The sequence below is a fragment of the Kitasatospora purpeofusca genome (assembly GCF_034043715.1).
In the GTDB taxonomy this organism is placed as follows: Bacteria; Actinomycetota; Actinomycetes; order Streptomycetales; family Streptomycetaceae; genus Kitasatospora; species Kitasatospora purpeofusca_A.
In genome coordinates, this window is sequence record NZ_JAXCLC010000032.1 from 1 (window position 1) to 24,841 (window position 24,841).

Below are 24,841 nucleotides of genomic sequence, written 5' to 3' on the forward strand. Positions count from 1 at the left end.
CCCGGGCGGGGCCGCGGGCCCCCCCCCGGCCCCCCCCGACCGACACCTGAGGGAACGATGAACAACACCCGAGGCGCAGCCGCTCTGCTGGCCGTTGCCGTGGCTCTGGTCTCCGTGCTGACGGCGTGCGGCGGTGGGGGAGCACCGTCGGCGACCGCCGCGGAGAGCAGTCCGAGCGGCCCGAGCAGTGCCACCCCGACCGGTGAGAACAGGTCGGTGGCCCGAGGCTTCGAGCCCGTGCCGCAGGCCGTCCTGGACGCGTACCTCGCGGATCTGCGGGCCGCCGACCCGGCCCTTGCGGCCAATGACGTCGACGCGTGGACCGAGGGGATCCACCTCTGCTACTACTCCTTCGCCGGCCGGACGGAGGACCAGTTGGTCGCCTCGGCGAACCAGACCCTCGGCACCGAGCGCGGGGCGACGGTCGTCGCCGCCGCCCGGAAGCACCTCTGCGGGGTACAGGGCGTCCGCGACGACTGGGAACTGCACAAGCCCCAGCCGTCGTAGCCCGGGGCGACCGGGTGCGGTGCGGCGGCGCCGCACCGCACCCGGTCGGTCTCCTACAGGTGCGGGAGGACGAAGTCGTACCCGGCCACCGAGTGGGCGTTCCCGGCCGGGCAGCGGCCGTTGGTGGGGTAGCCGTAGAAGTAGAGGCCGTAGCACTTGGGGCAGAACCGCCAGTTGCGCTGCGAGCCGGGGGGTTCCGGGATGTCGTGGGGGAGGACGAAGTCGTAGCCGGCCGCCGCGTGGGCGTTGCCGGCGGGACAGCGGCCGTTGTCGGGGTAGCCCCAGAAGAACATGCCGTAGCACTTGGTGCAGAAGCGCCAGTTGTGCTGGGCGGTCGGGGTCTCGGGGATGTCGTGCGGGAGGTTGAAGTTGTAGCCGGCCGAGTCGTGGCCCCCGCCCGCCGGGCAGGCGCCGTCGGTGGGGTAGCCGCGGAAGAACATGCCGTAGCACTTGGTGCAGAACCGCCAGTCCGCCTGGCTGGCGAGGATTCTCGCGTCCTTGGCCTTCGCCGCGTCCGTGGAGCCATCGGCCGTCGCCGGTCCGGCCGTCGCTCCGATCGAGGCCACGGCGCCGAGGCCGGCCACCGCCGTGAGGCCCAGTGCCCGGGTCAGCACCGTGCGTCGGTCCGGCCGTGGCGGGAGTCCGGGATCGTCGTCGGGTGCGGTCAGGAAGCCCATGAGTGTCCACCTCTCCGCCGGTCGTGGCCGGCGAATCCTCAGGAACGGCTCGGTCGGGGTTGCGCAACGCCGAGTATCGAGTCGGGGCTGTACACGGTCAACGGAGTGCGGACGCACGACCCGGCGTCCGCCGCTCGCGGCGCGCCCTCGGGCCGCCAGACCATACGGTTAATAATGATCTTCGGCCATCGGTCGCGCTGTTTCCCGTCAATATGCCGTTCATGAGCGGAATTGACGGCCATTCGGTCACTCCCCGCAAGAATCTGCGGCCACTTCTGTCTTCCCCTGCTGGGGGCGGGCTGACAGGCTGTGCGGGTTTGCAGAACCGGAGGAGGTTTCGTGTCCCGATTCACCGGCACGGTACTGGCGGTCACCAGTGCCCTCGCCCTCGTCGCAGGCTCGGCCGCGGCGGCCGTCGCAGCACCGGCCCCCGGCGCAGCCGCCGAGGCCAAGGTGGCAGCGGTCGACTGGAAGCCGTGCAACCCCGATCCGAGCCAGCCGGACCCCAAGATCTACGACTGCGCCGTCTACCAGGTGCCGCTCGACTACGACCACCCCAAGGGTGAGACCACCGGCATCGCGATGATGCGCCGTCGCGCGGGCGACCCGGCGAAGCGGATCGGCTCGCTGTTCCTCAACCCCGGCGGCCCGGGCGGCAGCGGCTACCTCTGGGCGACCACCGCCCGCTTCGGCAAGGACGTCCAGGACCGCTTCGACCTGGTCGGCTTCGACCCGCGAGGCGTGGCCCGCAGCAACCCGCTGAAGTGCTTCACCACCGACGAAGAGGCCGCGGGCGTCAACGACCGCATGATCGGCGTCCCGGTGACCAGGGCCGAGATAGCGCAGACCATCGACGCCACCGAGGACTACAGCGACGCCTGCTCGCGCAACGCCGGCCCGCTCATCGAGCACATGTCGACCATCAACGTGGTCCGTGACCTCGACCGGATGCGGCGCGCCGTCGGCGACAGCAAGCTGAACTTCGCCGGCTTCTCCTACGGCACCCTGATCGGCGCCACCTATGCGGGCATGTACCCGGACAAGGTGCGCGCCCTGATCGTCGACGGCAACGTCGACCCCAACCTGCGGATGCACAACGGCGTCGAGTACGACCGCCAGCGCGCCACCGGCTTCGAGGTCGCCCTGACCGAGTTCCTCAAGCGCTGCCAGACCGCGGGCGCCCCGCGCTGCGCCTTCGGCGAGGGCGACACCCGGGCCAAGTTCGACGCCCTCCGCGACCACCTGCGCACCAGCCCGCTCACCCTGCCGGACGGCACCCAGGTCACGCTGTCCAGCTTCACCAGCCAGGTCGCCAGCTCCCTCTACGCGCAGCGCCTCCAGGCGCCGCTCGCGGTGTCGCTGCAGGCCGCCTACCAGGTGTTCAACGCCCCGGCCGTCGCCGCGCAGGGCCTGGCCGCCGCGCCCGCCGTCGACCCGGCGGTCGTCGAGAACGCCAAGGTGCTGGCCAAGACCGTGCCGAACGCCCTGCGCGAGGCGCTGCCGGAGACCCCGTACTCCGCCGACGACTCCTACTACGGCGTCAACTGCCAGGACAAGCCGTACCCGTCCAACCCGTGGACCCTGGCCAACCTGGCCAAGCCGTGGGAGAAGGAGTCGCCGACCTTCGGCCGCTACCAGGCCTTCGACGGCCCGACCTGCGCCTCCTGGCCGGCCCCGGCCCGCGACGCCGAGCGCTTCACCGGCCCGTGGAACGGGAAGACCGCCGCCCCGGTGATGGTCATCGGCAACCTCTACGACCCGGCGACCAACTACGGCTTCGCGCAGCGCATGCAGCGCCAGCTGGGCAACGCGGTGCTGGTCTCGGTCGACGTGGTCGAGCACTGCGCCGTCGGCCGCAGCAAGGAGCTGGGCAAGCTGGTCACCGACTACCTGGTGAACCAGAAGGCCCCGGCCCCCGGCCAGCTCCTGAAGCCGGACGCCGAGGCGTTCCCGCCCGTCGCCTGACCCACCCCGCAGCCGAACGGCCCGCCCCCGGAAACAGCCTCCCGGGAGCGGGCCGTTCGGCTGCGCGGACCACTCCGTGGGCTGGTTCCTCGTCACGTCACGTCACGTCATGGCTTCCGGCTCCGTCAGCCGTGACGCGGGACGGCGGGAGTCGGGAAGGTTCGAGCTGCTCTGTCTGAGGGCTGTCCCGTAATTGATCTTTGGCGGTGGCTGGGCAGGCGTCGCCCATCGGCAGCAGACCCGGACTATGCGGCCTGGAGAAGGTTGTGGAGGCGGGCGATGCCGAGCATGGCGTGGTGGACGCCGTCTCCTTTGAGGCGGCAGTCGCGGAGGATCCTCCAGGTCTTCATCCGGGCGAAGACGTGCTCGACGCGGGCGCGGACCCGCTTGTGGTCTCGGTTGTGCTCGGTCTGCCATTCGGTGAGTTCGCCGCCCTTGGGCCGGCGATGCGGGATCACGAGACCGGTGCCGGGGTAGCCGCCGTCGGCGGTGGTGGTGGTCCGGCCGACGGCGGCCTTGGCGCCGGACTCGGCCCAGGCCTTGCAGTCATTCCGGTTGCCCGGGACTGGGGTGCCGACCACGACGACCAGCCGGGTGTGGGCGTCGACGACGACCTGATGGTTGGTGGAGTACCTGTAGTTCTTCGACTTCTCCGCGATGGTGTGGTCGTGAGTGGGGACGCGTCCGCCAGTAGGCCGCAACCAGCAGGACCCGGTCTTCCAGCGGAATACTCCAGGGCCGGCCCGGCCGCACGGTGTCAGCGCCCTCTCGACGGAGAACTGTCATCAACTTGCGGAAGACGCGCGGGCTCAGCCCCGTGAAGGGGGCTATCCAGGACGGGTCCGACGCCGTGATCACAGCCATGGCCGTGATCATCCCATCTCGGTACGGGGCCGGCCGCGGGTTCCTTCACCCCCACTCCGATCTGTCAGCCAGGCGGCGGTACCACCAGAACTCCGTGCGCCACTGGCGCCGGTGGGCGAACGGGTCAGGCAGGGTGCGGCGCAAGAACGCCGTATCCAGAGGCTCCACAAGCCGGCCGAGCTCGGCACGCGCCCGTTCCGGCAGTCTCTCCAGGATCTCCTCCAGCACATCACGCGCGTGCCTGACGTCGTCGAAGGAACACCCGGAGCACGAGCAATGCGACTTCTGCGGGTACAGCGGACGTCTTCCGGGCGGGTTCAGGAACTCGCGGTATCGCCGCAATGCCCGGTCGGTGGCACCCAGGTGTATGTAGAAGCTGGCGCTCAGGTACTCGACCCGGTGCACAGCCAGGCTAGCCCCGGCGGAGAGTCCGTGAATCCGGAGCGGAGGGGCCGGCCCCCAGACGCGGGAGACCGGTCGTTCAGCGCGAAGCGCGCGCGGCCGTCTACGCGGCATCGGCCTTTCGACACATGATCACGGGAACCATGATGCCAGGCAGGGATGCCCTGCCGCACCCAGTTACGGGACAGTCCTCAGCACGGCACAACGCGGATTCCCTTCGAGCGCCACGGCTCGGGTACTTCGTCGGCGTCCGCCAGCCGCTGAATCCACGCCAACTGGTCCTCGAAGTACTGCCAGTAGGGGGTTGGACCCGTCTCGGCCGAGCCTCGGTCGAACACGAGGATCGGCCCGTCCGTGCCGCGCTTGCCGTGCCCGTAGAGCATGACGCGCATCGTGTCGTCGATCATCTCCAGGGCAAAGCTGCACGGGAAGTTGAACAAGTAGACCTTGAAGTCGCCGCCACCCGTGCGAGCAGCCTCCGCAAGAGGGGTGAGGACCTCGCGCAGGTACCGGGCCGGGTCCTCCATGGCAGCCTCGGAGGGCTCCAGTCGGTACCTGTCCTTCCGCGACTCGCAGAAGGGATCCATGATGAAGACGCGGACGGGCACCTCGTGCGACTTGGCGACGAAGAGCTCCCGGAGCTCGTCCGTGCCGTAGAAGTTCCGCGTCAGACCGAACATGGTGATCCTCGACCGGGCGTCGCGGACGCGCTGGATCAGATCGGTCTTCGAGTCGGAGTTGGTGAGCGGAAAGAGGTCTTGGAGTCCGGACGACTCCAGATGTCCCAACATGCGTCCACTGTAGTCACGGCCGAAGCCGAGGCGATCGGGCCGCGTGCTGTAGGTGCGACACAGGTAATCGATCCGGTCGTCCGAGGGTCGCCGCTGACCGTGCTCGTAGCGACACAGCTCAGCGTCCGACATCGCGGGAGGAAGCAGTCCGTCGGCCTCGTACTCACGGTCGATGCGAGCGGACAGTTCCGGACGGCTCCAGCCGTGCGCCCATCTGTGCGCTTCCAGCGGGTGCACCTGAGGGCAGGCAGTGAGGATGCGATCCACGGTTTCTTCCAGTGAGGCCCCGTCACGAAGACAGCCGCGTGGCAGCGTCTTGACCCCCGCCGTGCACGCGCACAGGTGATCCGCGCGGGCTTCGGTGGACGGTCGGCAGGCGGCTGTCCGGTCGGCGGCCTCCAGCCGCCCCGGCAGATCTACCGCTTCCTGGAGTGGACGCTCCGGACCGACATCGAGCCCGACCGGCCGTCGCGGACGCAGCGGTTCCGATGCCTCGGTGAATCCGAGGACGGCACTCCCTGCGGCGCAGAGGGCCCGGAGGGCGGTGACTTCGCGGCTGCGCGGAAATGGATGGCGGACCACCTGCGAGTGGAGCAGGACCACCGCTCCTAGGAGCACGTCACGCACACGCCCTGGGTCGCGGTGCCGGAGGAGGAACCGTGAGCGCGCCGATCGCGGTGGAAGTGCCCGCCGAGCCTGTCATCTGCCTCATGTGCGCGGCATGGCAGGCACTGGAGCGTCTGTCTGCCGAGTCCGGTGACCACTCCCGCGCCCTGGATGCCAGGGCGCGCGCGGCGCGGCACTCGGAGGAGGCTCACAGTGGATGAAGTGGCTGATCCCACTGCGAAGTTGGCGGAGCAGCCGCAGTCGATACCGCCGGAGTGGCGCGGACCGCGCCCGGTGCTGAGCCCGGAAGACCATGCCCCGGCTCCGCTGCCCCCTGAAAAGCGGGAGCGACGAGCCGACATGCTGGCGCGCGTCCGCCGGGCGAACGAACGCGCCCGGCGGAAGTACACGGGCTCCTGAGCCCCCGCTCCGGCCGCCGAGTCCTGGCAGGGAGCAGCGGACGGAGCGGGTCCGCAACACCGAACGACCCGACACCCACCGGTGATTGGGACCGTCACAGCGTGAGGAGACACCAAGTGCGGCCGAACCGACCGTCGACCCCGACCGACCGCCCGGACCGACCGCGCCGGAGCCCGGTACGGCCCCGGACGTCAGCTAGACCACCAGAGAGCCGGCTCCGCGCAGGCAGCGGAGCCGGCCCTCTCCCGCTCGCGATCGCACACTGCACAGGAGGGAACACCACCATGGCGAAGCACGGTGGAGGATCGGGCAACGACGGCCCCGGCAAGGCCGGCGGGGGCCAGGGCGGCGGGCACTCGGGGGCGCCGGACACCGCGCCGCACGACGGCCGGCGGGACGCGCCGCCGAAGAACCTGCCCAAGCCCGAGAAGCCGTAGGGGACATCATGACGTGGGACAAGCTGACCGACACGCTCCTGGAGTCCGGGGCCCTGTCGGCCGACTGGGAACAGATCTTCCGTACCACCCCGCGCGATCGGTTCACCCCGGACCGGATCCGGGTGGACGGGGAGTGGATCGATCGGACGGCGCACCCTGACCGCTGGGCGGCGGCCGTGGCCTCCGATCTGCCGCTCGTGACGCAGGTCTACGACGGGACCAGCACCCCGTCGTCCTCCAGCTCCATGCCCACCGTGGTCGCGACGATGCTCCGGCACCTGGACGTGGCCCCCGGGATGCGGGTCCTGGAGGTCGGTACCGGCACCGGATGGACGGCCGGCCTTCTGGCCAGCAGGGTCGGTGCGGAGAACGTGGTCACCATCGAAGCGGACCCCGGTCTCGCGATCGACGCCCGCGCACAGCTCGCCACCATGGGACGCACGCCCACGGTGGTGGCGGCGGACGGCATGCTCGGTCACCCCGCCGGGGCCCCGTACGATCGCGTCCACCTGACGGCCGCCGTGCAGAGGCTGCCCGGGGCGCTGATCGAGCAGACGAGACCGGGCGGCGTGATTCTCGTGCCCTACGGGACGGCGTTCTGCAACGGAGCGCTGGCGCGGCTGACAGTCGCCGACGACGGCGAGTCGGCGACCGGCCCGTTCGTCGAGGACGTCGCCTTCATGTGGGTGCGCGACCAGCAGCCAGACAGTGGGGAGTTCGACATCGACGACGTCCGCTACGGCCCGTCGGAGATCGACCCCGCGGACGTCGCGGACTCCACCGACGCGGCGTTCGCGGTCGGGCTGCGCCTGCCGGACGTGTTCCGTCAGAGCGTCGCGGCACCCTACGACCGGCTCGGCACCGGCCGGTTGGAGGTCTGGGACGGCATCTCCTACGCCCACTGTCGACTGGCCGACCGGGAGGGGAAGCACGCCGTCTCCCAGTCCGGCCCGCGGAACCTGTGGGACGAGGTGACGGCCGAGTACCGGTGGTGGCAGCGTCAGGGCGCGCCAGGGCTCGACCGGTTCGGTCTCACCGTCTCTGTGGACGGTCAGCGCCGTGCCTGGCTGGACGGCCCGGGCGACGTGGTCGGGTAGTCCGCGGGCCCCGGTCGGGACTGCGTCGACCGGGGCCCGTTTCGGATCAGATGTCGCCGAGAGGCACCTCGGGGTCCGCCAGGCGGGCCGGGTCGACCACTCGTCCTGAGCGGATCAGGGAGCGGATCGGGTCGGTGACGTCCCAGATGTTCACGTTCATGCCGGCCAGGACCTTCCCCTCGGCCAGCCAGAAGGCGATGAACTCGCGGGTGGCCGGGTCGCCGCGGAACACCACCCGGTCGTAGCCGCCGGGCTCGACCCAGCCGACGTACTCCATGCCGAGGTCGTACTGGTCGGAGAAGAAATAGGGGACACGGTCGTACACCGCCTCCTCGCCGAGCATCGCGCGGGCCGCCGTCTGGGGCTGGTTGACGGCGTTGGCCCAGTGCTCGACGCGGATGTGCCGCCCCAGCAAGGGGTGGTAGGCGTTGGCGACGTCGCCGGCCGCGTGGATGTCCGGGTCCGAGGTGCGCAGGTGCTCGTCGGTCTTGATGCCGTTCTCCACCTCCAGCCCGGCGGCCTCGGCGAGTCCGGTGTCCGGGGCGATGCCGACCCCGACCACCACCGCGTCCGCGGGCACCGTCGTGCCGTCCGCCAGCCGGACGCCGGTGACCCGGCCGTCCGCGCCGGTCAGTTCGGCGACCTTCACCTCGAACCGTAGGTCCACGCCGTGGTCGCGGTGCAGATCGGCGAAGACCTGGGCCACCTCGCGACCCAGCACCCGCAGCAGCGGCAGCTCGGCGGCCTCCAGTACGGTCACCTCCGCGCCCGCCGCGCGGGCCGCCGCCGCCGTCTCCAGGCCGATCCAGCCCGCGCCGACCACCACGATCCGGGCGCCGGGGCGGAACTCCTTGCGGATCCGCTCGCTGTCCTCCACCCGGCGCAGGTAGTGCACACCGCCGAAGTCCCCGCCCGGCACCGGCAGTCGGCGCGGCACCGAGCCGGTGGTCAGCAGCAGCTTGGCGTACTCCACCCGCCCGTCGTCGGCCAGCTTCACCGTGTGCGCGGCCGGATCGATCGACACCACCCGGGTGCCGAGCCGCAGCGTGACGTCGTGCTCCGCGTACCACTGCGGCGGGTGGACGTAGATCTTCTCCCGGGAACTCTTGCCCAGCAGATAGCCCTTGGAGAGCGGCGGCCGCTCGTACGGGCGCTCGTGCTCCTCGCCGATCAGCACGATTCCGCCGGTGTACCCGGCCTCGCGCAGCGCCTGCGCCGCCTTCGCGCCGCCGAGGGAGGCGCCGACGATCACGATGGGACGCTGCCGCCCGGCGCCGTCGGTACCCGTACTGTCCGTGGCCATACTGAACTCCTCGCTCTGCGGCGGAAACCACGGACAGCCTGCCGCCGGCCGTCGGGCCTGTCGAGACGGCGTCCGGCGCGCCGCCTCGGCTCCCCCGAACGGGTGACGCGGCGCGGGGGCGGGGGAGGGTTCAGGGCGTGGGGGGAGCGTTCAGGGCGTGGGGGAGGTTCAGGGCATCATCGCGTCCCGGACCAGGGCGGTGTCCGTGAACTGCTCGAACCGCACGATCCGCCCCCCACGCACCGTGAAGTGGTGCGCCACCCGCACGTTCAGCGGCCGCCGGGTGGTCCGGTGCACCGCCGTGTAGCGGGCCAGCACCACCACGTCCTCGCCGTCCACCACGTACCGGTCGTCGTGCGCCGTCCAGTCGTCCCACTCGGCGGCCAGCCGGTCCATCACCCCGCCCGTGACGCCCTTCGGCGTCCGGTAGGTGCCGCCCAGCGGGAAGCCCGCCATCTCCGTCCACTCCACGTCCTCGGCGAGCGTCGCCCGCAGCGCGGCCAGGTCGCCCCGCGCCGAGGCCAGGTACTGGCGGCGGACCACGTCGGCCGGGGCGTCCGACTCGGCGAACGCGGCCGTGCCCCTCGGAATCTCGATCATCGCGCTCAGCCCCAGACCAGTTCGCCCTTGGCGACCTTCGTCCCGAGGTCGACCGCCAGCGGCATGCCCAGCCCGGGGAACCGCCGCTCCAGCGCCTCCCGGGCCGAGGCCGCGTCCGGCGCCCGGCCGACCTCGGTCTCGAAGGCCCGCAGGTACTCGCGGGTGTGGTCGATCGAGGAGGGGTCGGTGGGCGCGTCGGCCGTCCGGTGCCCGGCCACCACGAAGTCCGGCTCCAGCGCCGCCATGCCGTCGAGCAGGTCGATCCAGGCCGAGCGCTGCTCCGGCGTCGGCGTGTCGGCCGTCCACACGTGCAGGCCCTGGAAGAGCAGCACCCCGCCGAACAGCGCGCGGTGGTGGTGCTGCCAGAGGTAGTGCCGGTCCGGCAGGTGGAAGTCGGCACCGCGCAGCTCGAAGCGGTGGCCCTCGAAGACCAGCTCGTCGCCGGGCAGCACCTCCGGGCGGACCAGTCGGGTCGGCAGCTCGGGGCCGAGGTGCTCCCAGGCGCGGAGCTTGGCCTCGAAGGTCTCCTGGATGTGTCCGACGGTCGACGCGGTGGCCAGGAACCGGGCCTTCGGGAAGGCGTCCTGCACCTCCTGGGCGCCGAAGTAGAAGTCCGGGTCGCCGTGGCTGACGAAGACCGTGGTCAGCTGCTTGCCGGTGGCCCGGATCCGCTCCACCAGCCGCCGGCCGTCGGACCGGGTGAACCCGGCATCCACCAGCAGCGCGTCCTGGGGGCCGGTGACCAGCACGGAGGTCTTGTTGAGCGAGCTGTCCGGGCTGTCGATGACCTCGAAGTCGAGGGCGCTCATGAACGTGTCCTTCCTCGCGGCCGGGCGCGTCGTGCCGCGTGCCGGGTGTGCACGCCTCGCGTGCCGGGTTGCGCACGCCTCGACGCCCAGCATCGGCGACCCGGCGCACGCCCGCACCCCGGGACGATGCCGGCCCGCACCCCGGGACGGCGGCCTGTGGCTCACCCGCGCGGGCGCAGCCGGGCCACGGCGACCGAGGACACCAGGGTGGCACCGGCCAGCGCGGGCCAGAGCACGCCGGGACCGGCGGCCAGCAGTGCGGTCAGCGCCGCCGGGGCCAGGGCGCGGCCGACGCCCGTCGACAGCTCCCAGCGCGCCAGCGCCCGGCCCAGCAGGTGCGGCGGGGCGGTCGCGGCCACCAGCGCCGTCCCCGAGCCGGTGTAGAGGATCTCGCCGAACGTGTACAGCACCGACACCGCCGCCACCGCGCCGGCCGCGGCCGTGCCGCCGAGCGCTCCGGCCGCCCAGAAGCCCAGGTAGGAGAGGGTGAGCACGATCCCGCCCGCGGCCAGCACGGTGTGCCGCGACCGCTCGCCGAGCCGGAGCACCACGGCCAGCTGGAGGGCGATCACCAGCACGGTGTTGCCGACGAAGATGCCGGAGGACCAGGCGGCGGAGGCGTGCAGGTGCAGCACCAGCAGGGCCGGCAGGGCCACCTCCAGGACGTCGAAGGTGAAGGCGAAGGGCAGGCTGGCGACGCTGAGCAGGGTGATCCGGCGCAGCGCGGGATCGGGCGCGGGTGCCGGGGCGGGGGCGGGCGCCGGGGCGGGAAGGGTGGTCGCCGCGGACGGCCGCAGGACCTCCGCCGGTGCTGCGGACACCCGGAGCGAGTGCACCAGCCCCGCCGCCAGCAGGCAGGCCGCCGCGGTGACTCCGGCGAGCAGCTGGAGCGCCCCCGCGCCGCCGGCCACCGCGAGCGTCGCCAGCAGGGCGCCCGCGCCCAGCCCGGCGTTGCGCAGTGTCCGGCCGGCGGCCAGGGCGGCGTCCCGGGTACGGCCCTCGGTGAGCGTCGACACCACGGCCGCGTGGGTGGCGGGCCAGGACTGGCTGCCCACGCCGAGCAGCACCGCCGCGGCCGTGAACCCGGCCATCCCGTCCGCCAGCAGCAGCGTCACCGACCCGGCCGCCCGGACCACCAGCGTCGCCGCGGCGGGCAGGCTGCGCGCGCCGCGGTCGATCCACCGGCCGGTCAGCGGGAGCACCAGCAGCCCGGCGACCATGCCGGCGGACATCGCGAGGCCCGCCGCCCCGGGGTCCAGGGCGAGCACACCGATGCCGTAGAGGAGCAGGAACGGCCGCAGCAGCCCGGTGCCGAGGGCGTCCACCAGCAGGGCGGCGGCGTAGCGGGGCCCGCCGGCGGCGGTCAGCAGGCCGAGCAGCGCGGCCGGTCCGCTCCGGGGCCGTTCGACGGTGGTAGAGGTGGGGGAGGGAGCAGCGGCGGGGGAGTCGGGCCGCCGCTTCGGGCTCTGGATCAGGCTCATGGCCGGTACCGTCCGCCCGCACCCGGCCCGCACGCACGTCGATTGACGAGTCCCGTCAATCGACGCCGGACCGGGCCGCCGCAGGTGACAGGATCGGGGCGTGAGCCTGACCATCGACATCACCGGCCTGCCCGACGAGCGGCTGCTCTTCACGCCCTCGCCGCTGGCCGAACTCAGCGCCATGCTGCACGTGCTCGCCGAACCGGCGCACCACCCCGACCTGCACGGCTGGGCGGCGAGCACCACGGCCACCGTGCCGCCCGCGCTCGCCGAGCGACTGACCGAGGCGGAGTTCCTCTGGCGCTCCTCGCGCGCCGACTTCCTCGTCCCCGGCATCCCCGGCGCCACCCTCGCCGAGGAGCTCGACGCCGTCGACCGGATCGACGACGAGCAGTACGTCCGGGCCGCGCTCGTGACGGCCTGCGGCGTCTCCCGGCTGGCGCACCGGACCGCCTCGCCGCTCACCGACCCGCAGGCGCAGGAACGGGCCCGGGAGCTGGCGCTCGCCCGCGGCCCCCGGCAGGCGGACTTCGCCGACCGGCTGCTCACGGACCCGCCCGCCGTCCGGGCCCTGGTCCGGCGGCTGCTGGAGGACTGCGCGGACGCGTTCTTCGCCGACGCCTGGCGCCGGGTGCTGCCCGAACTGGCCGCCGACGCCCGCCGCAAGACGGACCTGCTGGTGCGGCACGGCGCGGTCGGGGCGCTGGCCGCCGTCTCCTCCTCGATCGTCCTGGAGGACGCGGGCGAGGGAGGGCGCCGGATCGTCGTCGACAAGCTCCAGGACAACACCACCAGCGCGACCGGCGCGGGCGGTGCCACCTTCATCCCGACCGCGTTCGGCCGGCCGCACCTGCTGGTGGTGTCCGCGGCCGGCTGGCGCCCGGTGGTGCAGTACCCCGTGGCCGCCCCGGGCGTGCCCGAGCCGGTCTCGCTCGCGGTGGTCCAGCAGCGGCTGGAGGCGCTCGCCCACCCCGTCCGGCTCCGGCTCGCCCGCACCATCGCGCGAGGCCCGCACACCACCGGCGAGCTGGCGGCCGCCTGGCAGCTGACCGCGCCGGAGGTGTCCCGGCACCTGGCGGTGCTGCGCCGGGCCGGGCTGCTGACCACCCATCGGCGCGGGCGCTACATGCTGTACCAGCTGGACCTGGCGGGCAGCGCCCGGCTGGGCGCCGATCTGCTGGAGGCTGTGCTGCGGTGACGGTGCTGCCTCCACAGGGCTGCATCGACAGGGGCTGCATACACAGGGGCTGCATACACAGGGGCTGCATACACAGGGAACACCGGCCGGGCGGAGCGCGTTCGAGCGGGCATGACCACTGAGGCCACTCCCGCCACTCCTGCCACTCCCGAGATCCTCCGCTACGCCGCCTTCGCCACCGACCCGGCCGGTGGGAACCCGGCGGGCGTGGTCCTCGACGCCTCCGGCCTGACCGCCGATCGGATGCTGGCGATCGCGGCCGAGGTCGGCTACTCGGAGACGGCGTTCCTGTTCCCCGGCCCGGCCGGGGAGTACACCGTCCGCTATTTCAGCCCGCTGGCCGAGGTGCCGTTCTGCGGCCACGCCACCGTCGCCTCCGCCGTGGCGCTCGCCGAGCGGACCGGCCCCGGCCGCTACCTCTACCGCACCCCGGCGGGCGAGGTCCCGGTCGAGGTGGCGGAGGGCGTGGACGGCGGCCTGCGAGCCACCCTCACCAGCGTCGAACCCAGGGTGGAGGAGGCCGACGCGGCGGACGTCGGCGAGGCGCTCGCCCTGCTCGGCTGGGCCGCCGGGGACCTCGACCCCGCGCTGCCGCCCCGGTACGCCTACGCGGGCGCCCGCCACCTCGTCCTCGCCGCCGGGACCCGCGACCGGCTGGCCCGGCTCGACTACGACTTCCACGGGCTCGCGGCTTTCATGACGGCCCGGGACCTCACCACCGTCCAACTGGTGTGGCGGGCCGCACCCGACGTCTTCCACGTCCGCGACCCGTTCCCGGTCGGCGGCGTGGTCGAGGACCCGGCCACTGGGGCCGCGGCAGCCGCCTTCGGCGCCTACCTCCGCGCCCTCGATCCGGCCGCCGCCCCGGCCGTCCTCACGCTCCACCAGGGCGAGGACCTGGGCCGCCCGGGCACTCTCCACGTCGACCTGGGCACCGAGGCCCCACGGGTCCGGGTCTCCGGCGCGGCGGTCGCCATCGGCCAGGATGAGCCTGCTTCCTGACTGTTGAGGGAGGGTCAGGCGGGGGTGGGCGAGCGGGGGCGTTGGGGCCGCGATGCCCGGTGCTCGGGAGCCGCAAATATGGTGGTGTGAAGATCGGTTTGAAGGCCCTATGCTTCGTGCGTTCACGATGTCTTCGCACGAAGCAAGGTCTGCCGGATGAAGCTTCCCAAGGTGTCCGCCGTGGTCGCGGCCGCCGTCCTGGCCCCCGCCGTCCTCTTCCCCTACTCGGCCTCCGCAGCCGACGCACCCCGGCCCGCCGGGGCCTCCGGGCCCGACACCGGTTCCGCCGGCACCCCCGACGCGGCGCCGGCCGACGCGGGCCAGGAGGACCTGGACCGGGCCGAGGTCCGGCGGATCCTCGCCGACAAGGCCAGCGGCGTGTCCGTGCGCGAGGCCGCCGAGAAGGCGCTGGCCGCCGGGACCGCCGCCGCGCTGCGGGAGTTCCTGACCACCGGCCTCCAGAACGCCCGCCACATCGACCAGCGGGTGGAGGCCGTCCAGATCCTCGGCGTCGGCGGCCCGGCCGTCAAGAAGGCCGCCAAGGCCGCGCTGCTGGGCTCGTACGCGGACCTCGTCAAGTTCCTGGAGGAGGGCCAGTACACGGCCCGCGGGCAGGACGACCGGGCCGAGATTGAGCGGCTGCTGGCCGATCCGGCCACCGGACGCAGCGTGCGGGAGGGGGCGCAGAAGGCGCTGGACGCCGGTACGCCCGCCGCCCTCCGGCACTTCCTGGAGGCCGAGCTTCCCAACCGGCGCGAGAGCGACGACCGGGTCAAGCTCGTGCAGATCATGGCCAAGGGCGGTCCCGCGGTGCAGGAGGCCGCGAGCAAGGCGATGGACGGTACCTACGCGGACGTCGTGAAGTTCCTGGAGGAGGGCCAGTACACGGCCCGCGCGCAGGACGACCGGGCGGAGGTCGAGCGGCTGCTCGCCGACCCGGCGACCGGACCGGGGGTGCGGGAGACGGCCCAGAAGGCGCTGGACACCGGCACGCCCGCCGCGCTGCGGCACTTCGTGGAGGCCGAACTCCCCGTCCAGCGTGAGAACGACGCCCGGGTTGCGCTCAGCCAGATCATGGCCAAGGGCGGTCCCGAGGTGCGGGCCGCCGCGAACACCGCGATGGACGGCTCGTACACGGACGTGGTCAAGTTCCTCCAGGAGGGCCAGTACACGGCCCGCGCCAAGGACAACCGGGCGCAGGTCGCGCAGATCGCCGAGACCGGCGGACCGGCCGTCAAGAAGGCCGCGCTCGCCGCGCTGGACGGCAACGAGCAGGCCGTGGCGACGTTCCTCCTCGAGGGCTGGGCCAAGGCGCGGGCCGAGGACGAGGCCGCGGCCGAGCCGGGCTCCGCCGAGCCGACGGTCCGGCCGACCGAGCAGCCGACCACCGCCCCGGCCGCACCGGCGGCCCAGAGCGCCGCCACCGGCGGCCAGGCCGTCCAGGCCGCCGCCCGTACCACCTCGGGCACCGGCACCGGCACCGCCGCCGTCACCCGGACGAGCACCGGCACCACTGGCACCACCGGTACCACCGCCACCGCGGCCGTCGGCTCCGGCCAGCTCGCGGCCACCGGCACCGAGGGCCTCGGCCTGGAGGCCGGCGGCGCCGCCGCGGCGCTCGCCGCCGGTGCGGCGCTGGTCGTGGTGTCCCGCCGCCGTCGCTCCGCCGAGGGCTGACGGTCCCGAGCCTCAGCAGCAGTACCCGACCCCCGGCCGCCGCACAGGTGGCCGGGGGTCGCGCGTCGGTGGCCCCGACCGGTCGGAAAATGGGTCGCGCGGACGCGGGCGGATGGTGGACGCTACGCGGATGGACCAAGGAACCGGTCGGACGGCTGCCGTCCACCTCACCCATGACGGCGACCACCTGGGGCAGCTCGGCCCGTTCGAGCTGGCGGAACCTTGGTGGTCGTCGGTCGGGGCGCTGACCGAGCGCGCCTCGGCGGAGGCCGGGGTGCCGGTGGCGGTGGTCCGGCTGGCCGGGGTGACGGGCGGTGAGGGCGGCCGGGGCGGGCACACGGTGTACCACGCCGAGGCGCTGGAGCGGCCGGTGGACCGGGCGCCGAGGCCGGCGGGTCCGGAGGTGGAAGCGCTGCTCGGCCCGGCCGAGCGGCGGGCCGGGTGGGCCACGCCCGCCGGGGTCCGGGCGGCCCTCGACTGGGCGGACGGGGCGTTGGCCGCCGCCGGACGACCGGTCACCGGGCGGGCCGAGCAGGTGCGGACGTGGAACCTGTCCGGGGTGTTCCGGCTGCCCACCGCCGCCGGACCGGCCTGGCTGAAGGTGATCAATCCGGCCTTCAACGCCGCCGAGGCGGAGGCGATCGCGCTGTTCGGCGCCGTCGCCCCGGCACTGGTGCCGACGGTGCTCGCCGCCGACCCGGCGCACGGGCGGGTGCTGCTCGACGACGTCCCGGGGAGGGACTGCTGGGGCCCCTCGGCCGAGGAGGTGGCACTGGCCGTGCCGGGGCTGGTCGCCGCTCAGGCCGCGCTGGCCGCCGACGGGCGGGCCGCCTCGGCCGGACTGCCCGACCGCAGCCCGGGTGCGGTGGCCGCCGCCGCCCCGGGGCTGCTGGACCGGCTGGCCGCGACGGCCGAGCTGACGGGCGAGGAGCTGGCCGCCGCCCGGGCGCTGGCCGCGCGACTGCCGGAGCTGGCCGCGGAACTCGCCGCCTGCGGGCTGCCGGAGACCGTGGTGCACGGCGACTTCCACCCCGGCAACTGGCGCTCCGACGGTTCCGGACTGGTGGTCATCGACTTCGCCGACACCTGTTTCGGCCACCCGGTGACGGACGGGCTGCGGCCGCGCGGGTTCCTGGACGGGGAGCGCTGGGCGCAGGTGGCCGAGGAGTGGGCACGGGCCTGGCGCGAGCGGGTGCCGGGGTGCCTGCCGGAACGGGCGCTGGAGCTGGCCGGGCCGCTGGTGCACTTCGGGTGCGCGCTGCGGTACCAGGAGTTCCTGGACCACATCGAGGACAGTGAGCGCCCGTACCACGAGGGCGATCCGGCGGGCGAGGTCCGGAGCGCGCTGGCGGCGGCGGGCTGACCCGTGTGGGCCTCCGGTGGCCACCGGGCCGCCGTCGGGCCGCCGTCGGCGCCGCGCCGGACGGGCGCGGCGCCGAGAGCGGGTCAGCCCGTCGGGTCGATCCGGCGCCCGTCCCGTACCCCGTACAGGGAGAGCGCCTCGACCGGGCAGTAGTCGACCGCGTCGGCCAGTTCCGAGGTCAGCGGTTCGCCGGCGGCGCCGGTCGGCTGTTCCCGCACCGGGCGGGCGAGCCCGTCGGCGCCGAGCGCCAGCGAGCCGGGCGCGGTGGCCGCGCACATGCCGGAGCCGATGCAGCGGTCCCGGTCCACCTGGACGATGACCGCCGGCGCCGCATCGGTCGTCTCCCGGCCGCTCGTCTCCCGGCCCGTCGCCTCGCGGCCCGTCACCAGGCGACCGGCAGGTGCTGCGGGCTGCGGGTGAGCAGGCCGCGCCGCCAGTCGATGGCCTCCACCGTCCCGGTGAGCCGCAGCGAGGGCAGCCGGCGGGCCAGCCGGTGCAGGGCGAGCTCCAGTTCCATCCGGGCCAGCCAGGCCCCCAGGCAGTGGTGCGGCCCGGCGCCGAAGGTGTACATCGGCGCGGCGAGCGGGGAGAACAGTTCGGTCAGCAGGTCGCCGGTGAACACCGCGGGGTCGGTGTTGGCGGCGTCGGTGTCGGCGGCGACCACGCTCCCGGCCGGGATCCGCACTCCGCCGATGTCGAGGTCCTCGACGGCCCGCCGCAGCAGTCCGGGCAGGACGTCGGAGTCCCCCAGCGGGACGGCGCGCAGCAGCTGTTCGGTGGCGGCGGCGGCGCTCTGCTCGTCCGAGGCCAGCTGCTGCCAGGCGTCGTGTCCGTCGCTGAGCAGGTAGACCAGGGCGTTGCCGAGCGAGGTCATGGTGGTCTCGTGCCCGGCCACCACCAGGCCGATGACGAGCGTGACGATCTGCTGCTCGGTGATCCCCGGGGTGTCGGCGGCGGCCGCCAGCAGGCTGCTGACGAGGTCGTCGCCGGGCGCGGCACGGCGTTCGGCGATCACCTCGGCGCCGAAGCCGGCGAACTCGGTCATCGCGGCGCGGATGGCCTCCGCCGAGTACGCGGTGGCGGACAGGGCGTGGTCGCTCCAGTGCTCCAGGCGCTTGCTGTCGAGGCCGTCCAGGCCCATCAGCCGGCTGATCACGGCGATCGGCAACTGACGGGTGTAGCCGGCGACGATGTCGGTGGGCGAGCCCCGGTCGATCAGCTCGTCGATCAGTCCCTCGACGACCGAGGCGACCCAGGGGCGCCACCGGGCGATCGCGCGCGGGGTGAAGGCGCGCTGCACGGTGCGGCGCAGCCGCTGGTGCTCGACGCCGTCGATGTTGAGCATCGAGGACGGGTCGTCGAGCAGGTTCGGGGTGAGCGAGACGGGCGGGGCGCCGGGGGCGTGGAGCGGCGCGCGCCCCAGGCGCGGGTCGGTCAGCACCTGCCGGACGTCGGCGTGCCGGCTGACCAGCCAGACGGGCGTGCCGGTGGGCAGGGCGGCCAGCCGGGGCGGGCCGGGCTCGAGCAGCCGTAGGCAGTGCAGCGGCGGCAGGACGGCCTGGGCGGCCTGGGCGGCCCGGGCGGGGGGACCGGGGTCGGGGGCGGTGCCGGTACGGGCACGGGTGGCACTGTTCTCGGCGGACATCCGTACTCCAGACTCCAGGGCGGTGGCCGCGCGGCGGGCGGCCGACGGGGGGTGGATCCGGGCGGTGCGCGGGGACGGGCGGCGTGGTCGACGGCGTGCCGAGTGGGCCGGGTTCGCTACGACCGTACGTGGGCGACGGGCCACAGTCAGCGACGATTCCAGCCAACGCCGGGGCCGGGGCGGGGCGGTGAGGGTGCGGCGGTACTGACAGGCGCTCAGCGGTGGCCGTGCGCCCCACCTCGCGCCCCGGAGGGGCCCACCTCGCGCCCTGGAGGGGCCCCGGTGGGGCGCGACCGCGTACTGCGGGCGGGCCGGGCCGACCGGTGGGACGGATCACCAGGGGCGTTCCCCGGCCGCCCGCCGTGACGGGCGCTAGGCTGCGTGGGCGAGTCGTCCGACTCGCGTCGACGCAGGTCACGCCGGTGCGCAGGGGTACCGGCCGACGGAGGAGAACCGGATGGCCCAGCAGGTCAAGGCAGTCGTCGCACGCGCCAAGGGCGCGCCCGTGGAGGTGACGACGATCGTCGTGCCCGACCCCGGGCCGGGCGAGGTGGTGGTGCGGATCCAGGCCTGCGGTGTGTGCCACACCGATCTGCACTACCGCGAGGGCGGGATCAACGACGAGTTCCCGTTCCTGCTGGGCCACGAGGCCGCGGGCCTCGTGGAGACGGTCGGCGAGGGCGTCACCGAGGTCGCTCCCGGCGACTTCGTGGTCCTCAACTGGCGCGCCGTCTGCGGCCAGTGCCGGTCGTGCCGGCGCGGACGCCCGCAGTACTGCTTCGACACCCACAACGCCAAGCAGAAGATGACGCTGCTGGACGGCACCGAGCTGTCCCCGGCCCTGGGCATCGGCGCGTTCGCCGAGAAGACCCTGGTCGCCGCCGGCCAGTGCACCAAGGTGGACCCGGCCGCCGACCCGGCCGTCGCCGGTCTGCTCGGCTGCGGCGTGATGGCGGGTATCGGCGCCGCGATCAACACCGGCAACGTCGGCCGGGGCGACTCGGTCGCCGTGATCGGCTGCGGCGGGGTCGGCGGGGCGGCCGTACTGGGCTCCCGGCTGGCCGGCGCGGCGAAGATCATCGCGGTGGACATCGACGACCGCAAGCTCGCCACCGCCCGGAAGCTCGGTGCCACCCACACCGTCAACTCGACCAGCACCGACGCCGTCGAGGCGATCCGCGAGCTGACCGGCGGGAACGGTGCGGACGTCGTGGTCGAGGCGGTCGGCCGCCCGGAGACCTACAAGCAGGCCTTCTACGCCCGCGACCTGGCCGGCACCGTCGTCCTGGTCGGCGTCCCGACGCCGGAGATGCGGCTGGAACTCCCGCTGCTCGACGTGTTCGGGCGCGGCGGCGCGCTGAAGTCCTCCTGGTACGGCGACTGCCTGCCCTCGCGGGACTTCCCGATGCTGATCGACCTCTACCTCCAGGGCCGTCTGGACCTCGGCGCGTTCGTCAGCGAGACCATCGAACTCGACGCGGTGGAGCAGGCGTTCGAGCGCATGCACCACGGCGACGTGCTCCGTTCGGTGGTGGTCCTGTGAGCACCGGTACCGTCCGGATCGACCGGCTCGTCACCGCCGGCACCTTCGAACTCGACGGCGGCAGCTGGGAGGTGGAGAACAACGTCTGGATCGTCGGCGACGACGCGGAGGCCGTGGTGATCGACGCGGCCCACGACGCCGCGGCGATCGAGGCGGCCCTCGGCGGGCGCAGGCTGCTCGCCGTCGTCTCCACCCACGCCCACAACGACCACATCGACGCCGCCCCCGCGCTCGCCGAGCGCACCGGCGCGCCGATCCTGCTGCACCCGGACGACCTGCCGCTGTGGAAGCTCACCCACCCCGACCGGCTGCCGGACGGCGAACTCGCCGACGGGCAGCGGATCGAGGTCGCCGGTACGGCGCTGACCGTCCTGCACACCCCGGGCCACGCGCCGGGCGCGGTCTGCCTGTACGCCCCGGAGCTGGGCACCGTCTTCACCGGTGACACCCTGTTCCACGGCGGCCCCGGCGCCACCGGCCGGTCGTTCTCCCACTTCCCGACCATCATCGACTCGATCCGGGAGCGCCTGCTGACGCTGCCCCCGGAGACGGTGGTCCGCACCGGCCACGGCGACCCGACCACCATCGGCGCCGAGAGCCCGGCCCTGCCGGAGTGGATCGCCCGCGGGCACTGACACGCGGGCGCGTCGGGGGCACTGGCACGCACGCGCGTCGGGGCCCGTACCCCTGCCCCCACCCGGGCCCGGCGGCCGTCCGCCGGGCCCGGCGACGTACCATCGCGGGCATGGCCCATGATCCCCGCGCGCTCGACGACGCCTTCCTCGCCTTCTGGCGGGAGCGGCACATCGCCACCCTGACCACCCTGCGCCCGGACGGGTCGCCGCACGTGGTGCCGGTGGGGGTGACCTTCGACCCGGGGACCGGGATCGCGCGGGTGATCAGCAGTCGGACCAGCCGGAAGGTGCGGAACGTCCTGGAGGCCGGGGCGGAGGGCCAGCGGGTCGCGGTCTGCCAGGTGGACCGGGCGCGCTGGTCGACGCTGGAGGGCGTGGCCGTGGTCCGGCAGGAGCCGGCGGCGGTGGCCGATGCGGAGCGCCGGTACGCCGAGCGCTACCGCGAGCCCCGGGTGAACCCGGACCGGGTGGTCGTCGAGATCGCCGTGGACCGGGTGCTCGGGCGGGCCTGAGCACCCCTCTCGACCGCTGGGGCCCAAGCCTCCGGCGGGCGGGATTCCGTTCGGCCGGGCCCGCTCCGTTTATCCGGCGTTGATCGTCATCGCCTAGCGTCGGGGCATGATCGAGGGAACGAGGGGCGGCCGGGGCATGCGGACCCCGGCCGAGGGCGGCCGGATGACGGCCGAGGACACGGACCGCTTCCGGGTGCTGCTGGCCCGGCTGGAGGACTCGCTGGCGGCCGACCGCCGCGGCACGGCGGCATCGGCGGCGGTACCGGCCCCGAGACCGGCGGTGGGCCGCGATGGGTGAGCGCCGTCCGGCCGACCACCGCCCGGTGGACCGCCGCCCGGCCGCTCGGGTCGAGGTGCTGCCGCTGTGGCAGCGCGGCGCCCGGACGGGTGAGCCCGCCCGGAGCGCCGTGCCCGGAGCGCTACTTGGCGAAGCGGACCTCGGGGAAGGCGCGCGAGGGCCGGTCGAGCAGCGGGGCCGGACGGCCCAGCAGGTGCCGGTCGAGGAACGCGCCGAGGTAGGCGCGGGTGGCGGCGAGGGCGCGGTCGCCCCGGACGGTGCCGAAGACGTCGGGCCCCGAGTCGGCCGGTAGCTGGTCGCGGCTGCCGAGGGCGTCCACCACCCAGTGCTCGTCGGAGAACGAGAGATGCCCGGCGGTCGGCAGGTCCACCCAGTACCGGGGGCCGGTGAGCCGCTTCCAGCTGTCCTCCCAGTTCCCGGTGGCGCCCGGGGAGCCGCCGAGCTGGGCGCTGAACAGCAGCACGGGGCGGGAGCGGAGGCCGGTCGGCGGGATCCAGACGGTGCCGTCCAGGTTCGCGGCGGCGCGGATCCGGCGGTCCTCGCCCATCGCCTCCAGGGCGGCGGCGCCGCCGAGCGAATGGCCCGCCACGCCGATCCGGCCCGGGTCGACGGTGAGCCCGCGGACCGGGCCCCGGGCCCCGGGGGCGGTGAGCCGGTCGATCACGAAGCGCAGGTCGGCCGCGCGGGCGCGGGAGGCCGTCGCGCCGAAGTCCGGGTCGGTCCCCTCCCGCCCGCAGACCAGGCAGGGCTCGATCCGCCCGCCCGGGAACTCCACCAGGGTCTCGTAGGTGTGGTCGACGGCCGCCACCGCGTAGCCCCGGGCGGCGAGTTCCTCGCCGAGCGCGGTGAGCGTGGTGCGGCTCAGGCCGAAGCCGGGGGAGAGCAGGACCAGCGGATGGCGCCCCGGGACGGGGCGGCCCCCGGCCACGGCGCCGGTCCGTACCCCGGCCGGTGCGTCGGTGCCGTACAGGGCGGTGGACAACTCCGGTGACAGGTAGGGCGCGTGGGCGCCCCGGGCGGATTCGGTCGGATACCAGAAGGTGACCATCAGCTCGCGGGACGGCGTGTCCGGGCGCCAGGGGTCGGGCCGGTCCCGGTCGACCAGGCGGGCCGAGGTCGTTCCGACCGGCCGACGGGTGCTGGTGGCCGGCACCCGGGGGCCGGCGGTGTCCTGAGCCGTGGCGGCGTTCGGCGCGCCGTCCTGAGCGGTGGCGGCCTCAGGAGCGGTCGTGGTGGCGGCGGCAGCCGGGGCGGAGGCGGCGGCCGGGCCGGCGAGGGCGAGGGCGAGCACCAGGGCGGTGGAGGCGATCGGCAGGGCGGCGGAACGCCACCGGGCGGTCTTCGACATGACGCTACGTTAGGTGAATGCCACGCTCCGGCGCGTCACTCCACGGGGGGACGGCGGATACGCCGCGAGGCGGAGCCGGCCGGGTCCGGTGCACGCCGTCGGACCGGGTCCGGCTCCGCCCGCGGGCGTGCCCCGGGCGGTGCGGACTCAGCAGTCGCAGCCGCAGTCGCAGCCGTCACAACCGTCGCAGCAGCCGCAGTCGTTGCAGCACTGGGCGTTCTCGCCGCAGCACTGGCAGCCGTCGCAGCAGTCGCCGCAGTCGCAGCAGTCGTTGCGGGCGCAGAAGCCCTCGCGGCGCTCGCCGGAGAACGGGTGGTCGTGCTCGCAGCAGAGCAGCTGGCAGGTGCAGCCCATCAGTGCCCAGGCGGCGCAACCGGCCAGCAGATTACGGCGGTTGGGCGGCGGTGCGCCGGGCGGGGTGAAGCCGGGGCCCTGCGGCACCCAGGGCGGGACGGGTGCGCCCGGGCCCGGTGGCGGGACCTGGCCGGGATCGTGCCGCGGCGGGGCCTGGTAGGGGTTGGAGCCGGTCGCGCCCCCGTCCGGGTGGCCCTGGTCCTGGTGCGGCTGCCCGTGCTGCTGCTGGTCGGCAGGCGTCGCGCCGGGCTCGTGCCCGACCCGGCAGGCGGCGTGGCCGGGCCGCCCGAAGACCCGCTCGACGGCCCGCTCGGTCTCATGGGCGAGCAGGATGTGCACCAGCGCCCGGTCCGTGAGCTCGACGTCCCGCAGCGCCAGCCGGATGCCGTGCACGGCGTCCCGGCACAGCCGTTCGGCCTCGGCACGCTCGGTGCCGGTGGCGTCGAGCGGGTTCCAGGCGCCGCTCGCGGCGTCGGCCTCCTGGTCCTCGGCGGCGTCCAGCAGGTGCGCCAGCCGTCCGAACAGCCGCCCGGCCTCGGCCAGCGGCGCCTCGTTCCCCGGCCGTCCGGCCAGCACGGCGGTGTGTGCGAACGCGGCGGCGGTGGCGGTCTCGGTGGGCTCGGTGACCAGCAGTACCGAGCCGCCGGCCGGCAGCTCGCGCTCCAACTCGCCCTGGCGGGCGGCCGCGTCCAGCAGGACCGAGGTGTCGAAGCCGACCACCGAGGCGCTGCCCGAGCTCTTGCGGTCCCAGCGCCGGGTGACCGCCCGCGCGCCGGCCGCCACCGGACGCCGGGCGAACACGCCGTCCTGGTCCTCGACGTGGTCACGTATCTTCACCGAGGCGAGCGCCAGCGAGACGGCGGCCGCCAGCCGGGCACCCTCGCCCCGCGCGACCGAGGCCGTCCGCATGCCGCGCAGCGGGCACGGTCCGGCGGTCCGCCGCCCGGCCCCGGCGGCGGTGTGCCCGGCGGCGGCCTGGGCCTCGACCAGGACGGAGATGATCAGCCCGTCGTAGTTGGTGGCCGTGCGCGCCAGTTGCCCGTGGTCGTCGCGCAGGGCCAGGCAGAGGCCGCAGAGATGGGCCATCCAGCTCGCCTGGAGCCGCTCCGACAGCCGGTGGCGGCACGGTCTGATGATGCCGAACATGTGGTTCCCCCGTGTTGTGCATGGGCCACCAGGCCCTCGATCGCGGATATCATATGATCGGCGGCCCGTTCTTCCGGAACCGAGGACCGGCCCCGGACCCCGCCCGGCCCGGTCCGTCGGGGTGCGGACGAAAACCGGGTGTCCGGTGTTTATTCGTTGTC

At 74.2% G+C, this 24,841-nt stretch carries 24 protein-coding genes and 1 pseudogene; 13 read left to right on the forward strand and 12 right to left on the reverse strand.

Annotation, left to right across the window (positions count from 1 at the left end; genetic code table 11):
* Positions 1–57: 57 nt before the first annotated feature.
* On the forward strand, positions 58–507 hold the full coding sequence (locus tag SM793_RS18025) for a hypothetical protein (protein ID WP_320439219.1): 450 nt from the start codon (positions 58–60) through the stop codon (positions 505–507).
* A gap of 53 nt (positions 508–560) precedes the next feature.
* On the opposite strand, the gene SM793_RS18030 is transcribed toward SM793_RS18025, so the two are convergent.
* Positions 561–1,184: a hypothetical protein gene (locus SM793_RS18030; protein ID WP_320439220.1), complete on the reverse strand. Its 624-nt coding sequence runs from the start codon at positions 1,182–1,184 to the stop codon at positions 561–563.
* Positions 1,185–1,523: 339 nt separating this feature from the next.
* Here SM793_RS18030 and SM793_RS18035 point away from each other — a divergent pair, with 339 nt between their 5' ends.
* Positions 1,524–3,149 carry an alpha/beta hydrolase gene (locus SM793_RS18035; RefSeq protein ID WP_320439221.1) on the forward strand — a complete coding sequence of 542 codons (1,626 nt, stop codon included), beginning with the start codon at positions 1,524–1,526 and terminating at the stop codon, positions 3,147–3,149.
* A gap of 245 nt (positions 3,150–3,394) precedes the next feature.
* On the opposite strand, the pseudogene SM793_RS18040 reads toward SM793_RS18035, so the two are convergent.
* The 3 genes and pseudogenes from SM793_RS18040 to SM793_RS18050 all read right to left on the reverse strand — a co-directional run bounded on the left by SM793_RS18040 (position 3,395) and on the right by SM793_RS18050 (position 5,809).
* Positions 3,395–4,013, reverse strand: a pseudogene (locus SM793_RS18040) (transposase).
* Positions 4,014–4,058: 45 nt separating this feature from the next.
* Entirely contained in the window at positions 4,059–4,418 is a 360-nt protein-coding gene (locus tag SM793_RS18045; RefSeq protein ID WP_320439222.1) for a hypothetical protein, read from the reverse strand.
* A 188-nt stretch (positions 4,419–4,606) separates the two neighbouring features.
* Positions 4,607–5,809, reverse strand: coding sequence for a hypothetical protein (locus SM793_RS18050; RefSeq protein ID WP_320439223.1), 1,203 nt, complete (start codon positions 5,807–5,809; stop codon positions 4,607–4,609).
* Between the two features lie 56 nt (positions 5,810–5,865).
* On the opposite strand from SM793_RS18050, the gene SM793_RS18055 reads away from it, so the two are divergent.
* From SM793_RS18055 to SM793_RS18065, 3 genes are all read left to right on the forward strand, one after another.
* The gene (locus SM793_RS18055; protein WP_320439224.1) at positions 5,866–6,033 is read left to right on the forward strand and encodes a hypothetical protein; all 168 of its coding nucleotides are present in this window, start codon (positions 5,866–5,868) and stop codon (positions 6,031–6,033) included.
* A gap of 483 nt (positions 6,034–6,516) precedes the next feature.
* Positions 6,517–6,669 (forward strand): hypothetical protein, encoded by a 153-nt coding sequence (locus tag SM793_RS18060; protein WP_320439225.1) that lies wholly within the window; start codon positions 6,517–6,519, stop codon positions 6,667–6,669.
* An 8-nt stretch (positions 6,670–6,677) separates the two neighbouring features.
* Positions 6,678–7,766: an rRNA adenine N-6-methyltransferase family protein gene (locus SM793_RS18065; RefSeq protein ID WP_320439226.1), complete on the forward strand. Its 1,089-nt coding sequence runs from the start codon at positions 6,678–6,680 to the stop codon at positions 7,764–7,766.
* A gap of 46 nt (positions 7,767–7,812) precedes the next feature.
* On the opposite strand, the gene SM793_RS18070 is transcribed toward SM793_RS18065, so the two are convergent.
* From SM793_RS18070 to SM793_RS18085, 4 genes are all read right to left on the reverse strand, one after another.
* On the reverse strand, positions 7,813–9,069 hold the full coding sequence (locus SM793_RS18070; RefSeq protein WP_320439227.1) for an NAD(P)/FAD-dependent oxidoreductase: 1,257 nt from the start codon (positions 9,067–9,069) through the stop codon (positions 7,813–7,815).
* A 168-nt stretch (positions 9,070–9,237) separates the two neighbouring features.
* Positions 9,238–9,669, reverse strand: a complete 432-nt coding sequence (locus tag SM793_RS18075; RefSeq protein ID WP_320439228.1) for a nuclear transport factor 2 family protein — start codon at positions 9,667–9,669, stop codon at positions 9,238–9,240.
* 5 nt (positions 9,670–9,674) lie between these two features.
* Positions 9,675–10,478, reverse strand: a complete 804-nt coding sequence (locus tag SM793_RS18080; protein WP_320439229.1) for an MBL fold metallo-hydrolase — start codon at positions 10,476–10,478, stop codon at positions 9,675–9,677.
* Between the two features lie 161 nt (positions 10,479–10,639).
* On the reverse strand, positions 10,640–11,959 hold the full coding sequence (locus tag SM793_RS18085) for an MFS transporter (protein WP_320439230.1): 1,320 nt from the start codon (positions 11,957–11,959) through the stop codon (positions 10,640–10,642).
* A 100-nt stretch (positions 11,960–12,059) separates the two neighbouring features.
* Here SM793_RS18085 and SM793_RS18090 point away from each other — a divergent pair, with 100 nt between their 5' ends.
* From SM793_RS18090 to SM793_RS18105, 4 genes are all read left to right on the forward strand, one after another.
* A complete protein-coding gene (locus SM793_RS18090) occupies positions 12,060–13,157 on the forward strand; it encodes a DUF5937 family protein (protein ID WP_320439231.1) in 1,098 nt (365 codons plus the stop codon).
* A gap of 111 nt (positions 13,158–13,268) precedes the next feature.
* Positions 13,269–14,159 carry a PhzF family phenazine biosynthesis isomerase gene (locus SM793_RS18095; protein WP_320439232.1) on the forward strand — a complete coding sequence of 297 codons (891 nt, stop codon included), beginning with the start codon at positions 13,269–13,271 and terminating at the stop codon, positions 14,157–14,159.
* A 156-nt stretch (positions 14,160–14,315) separates the two neighbouring features.
* Entirely contained in the window at positions 14,316–15,836 is a 1,521-nt protein-coding gene (locus SM793_RS18100; RefSeq protein WP_320439233.1) for an ALF repeat-containing protein, read from the forward strand.
* Between the two features lie 130 nt (positions 15,837–15,966).
* Positions 15,967–17,199 carry an aminoglycoside phosphotransferase family protein gene (locus SM793_RS18105; protein ID WP_320439234.1) on the forward strand — a complete coding sequence of 411 codons (1,233 nt, stop codon included), beginning with the start codon at positions 15,967–15,969 and terminating at the stop codon, positions 17,197–17,199.
* Between the two features lie 83 nt (positions 17,200–17,282).
* Here the strand turns inward: SM793_RS18105 and SM793_RS18110 are convergent, their stop codons facing one another.
* Both SM793_RS18110 and SM793_RS18115 read right to left on the reverse strand, forming a co-directional pair.
* Positions 17,283–17,585: a ferredoxin gene (locus SM793_RS18110; RefSeq protein WP_320439235.1), complete on the reverse strand. Its 303-nt coding sequence runs from the start codon at positions 17,583–17,585 to the stop codon at positions 17,283–17,285.
* A complete protein-coding gene (locus tag SM793_RS18115) occupies positions 17,582–18,844 on the reverse strand; it encodes a cytochrome P450 (RefSeq protein WP_320439236.1) in 1,263 nt (420 codons plus the stop codon). Before SM793_RS18115 ends, SM793_RS18110 begins: the two co-directional genes overlap by 4 nt.
* 457 nt (positions 18,845–19,301) lie before the next feature.
* Between SM793_RS18115 and SM793_RS18120 the strand changes: the two genes are divergently transcribed.
* From SM793_RS18120 to SM793_RS18135, 4 genes are all read left to right on the forward strand, one after another.
* Complete coding sequence (locus tag SM793_RS18120) at positions 19,302–20,387, forward strand: S-(hydroxymethyl)mycothiol dehydrogenase (protein ID WP_320439237.1); 1,086 nt, start codon at positions 19,302–19,304, stop codon at positions 20,385–20,387.
* Positions 20,384–21,022 carry an MBL fold metallo-hydrolase gene (locus SM793_RS18125; RefSeq protein WP_320439238.1) on the forward strand — a complete coding sequence of 213 codons (639 nt, stop codon included), beginning with the start codon at positions 20,384–20,386 and terminating at the stop codon, positions 21,020–21,022. Before SM793_RS18120 ends, SM793_RS18125 begins: the two co-directional genes overlap by 4 nt.
* 110 nt (positions 21,023–21,132) lie before the next feature.
* Positions 21,133–21,534, forward strand: coding sequence for a pyridoxamine 5'-phosphate oxidase family protein (locus SM793_RS18130; protein ID WP_320439239.1), 402 nt, complete (start codon positions 21,133–21,135; stop codon positions 21,532–21,534).
* 106 nt (positions 21,535–21,640) lie between these two features.
* Complete coding sequence (locus SM793_RS18135) at positions 21,641–21,832, forward strand: hypothetical protein (protein ID WP_320439240.1); 192 nt, start codon at positions 21,641–21,643, stop codon at positions 21,830–21,832.
* A 121-nt stretch (positions 21,833–21,953) separates the two neighbouring features.
* Here the strand turns inward: SM793_RS18135 and SM793_RS18140 are convergent, their stop codons facing one another.
* Positions 21,954–23,180 (reverse strand): alpha/beta hydrolase family protein, encoded by a 1,227-nt coding sequence (locus SM793_RS18140; protein ID WP_320439241.1) that lies wholly within the window; start codon positions 23,178–23,180, stop codon positions 21,954–21,956.
* Between the two features lie 147 nt (positions 23,181–23,327).
* Positions 23,328–24,680: a DUF5685 family protein gene (locus SM793_RS18145; RefSeq protein ID WP_320439242.1), complete on the reverse strand. Its 1,353-nt coding sequence runs from the start codon at positions 24,678–24,680 to the stop codon at positions 23,328–23,330.
* Positions 24,681–24,841: the final 161 nt, after the last annotated feature.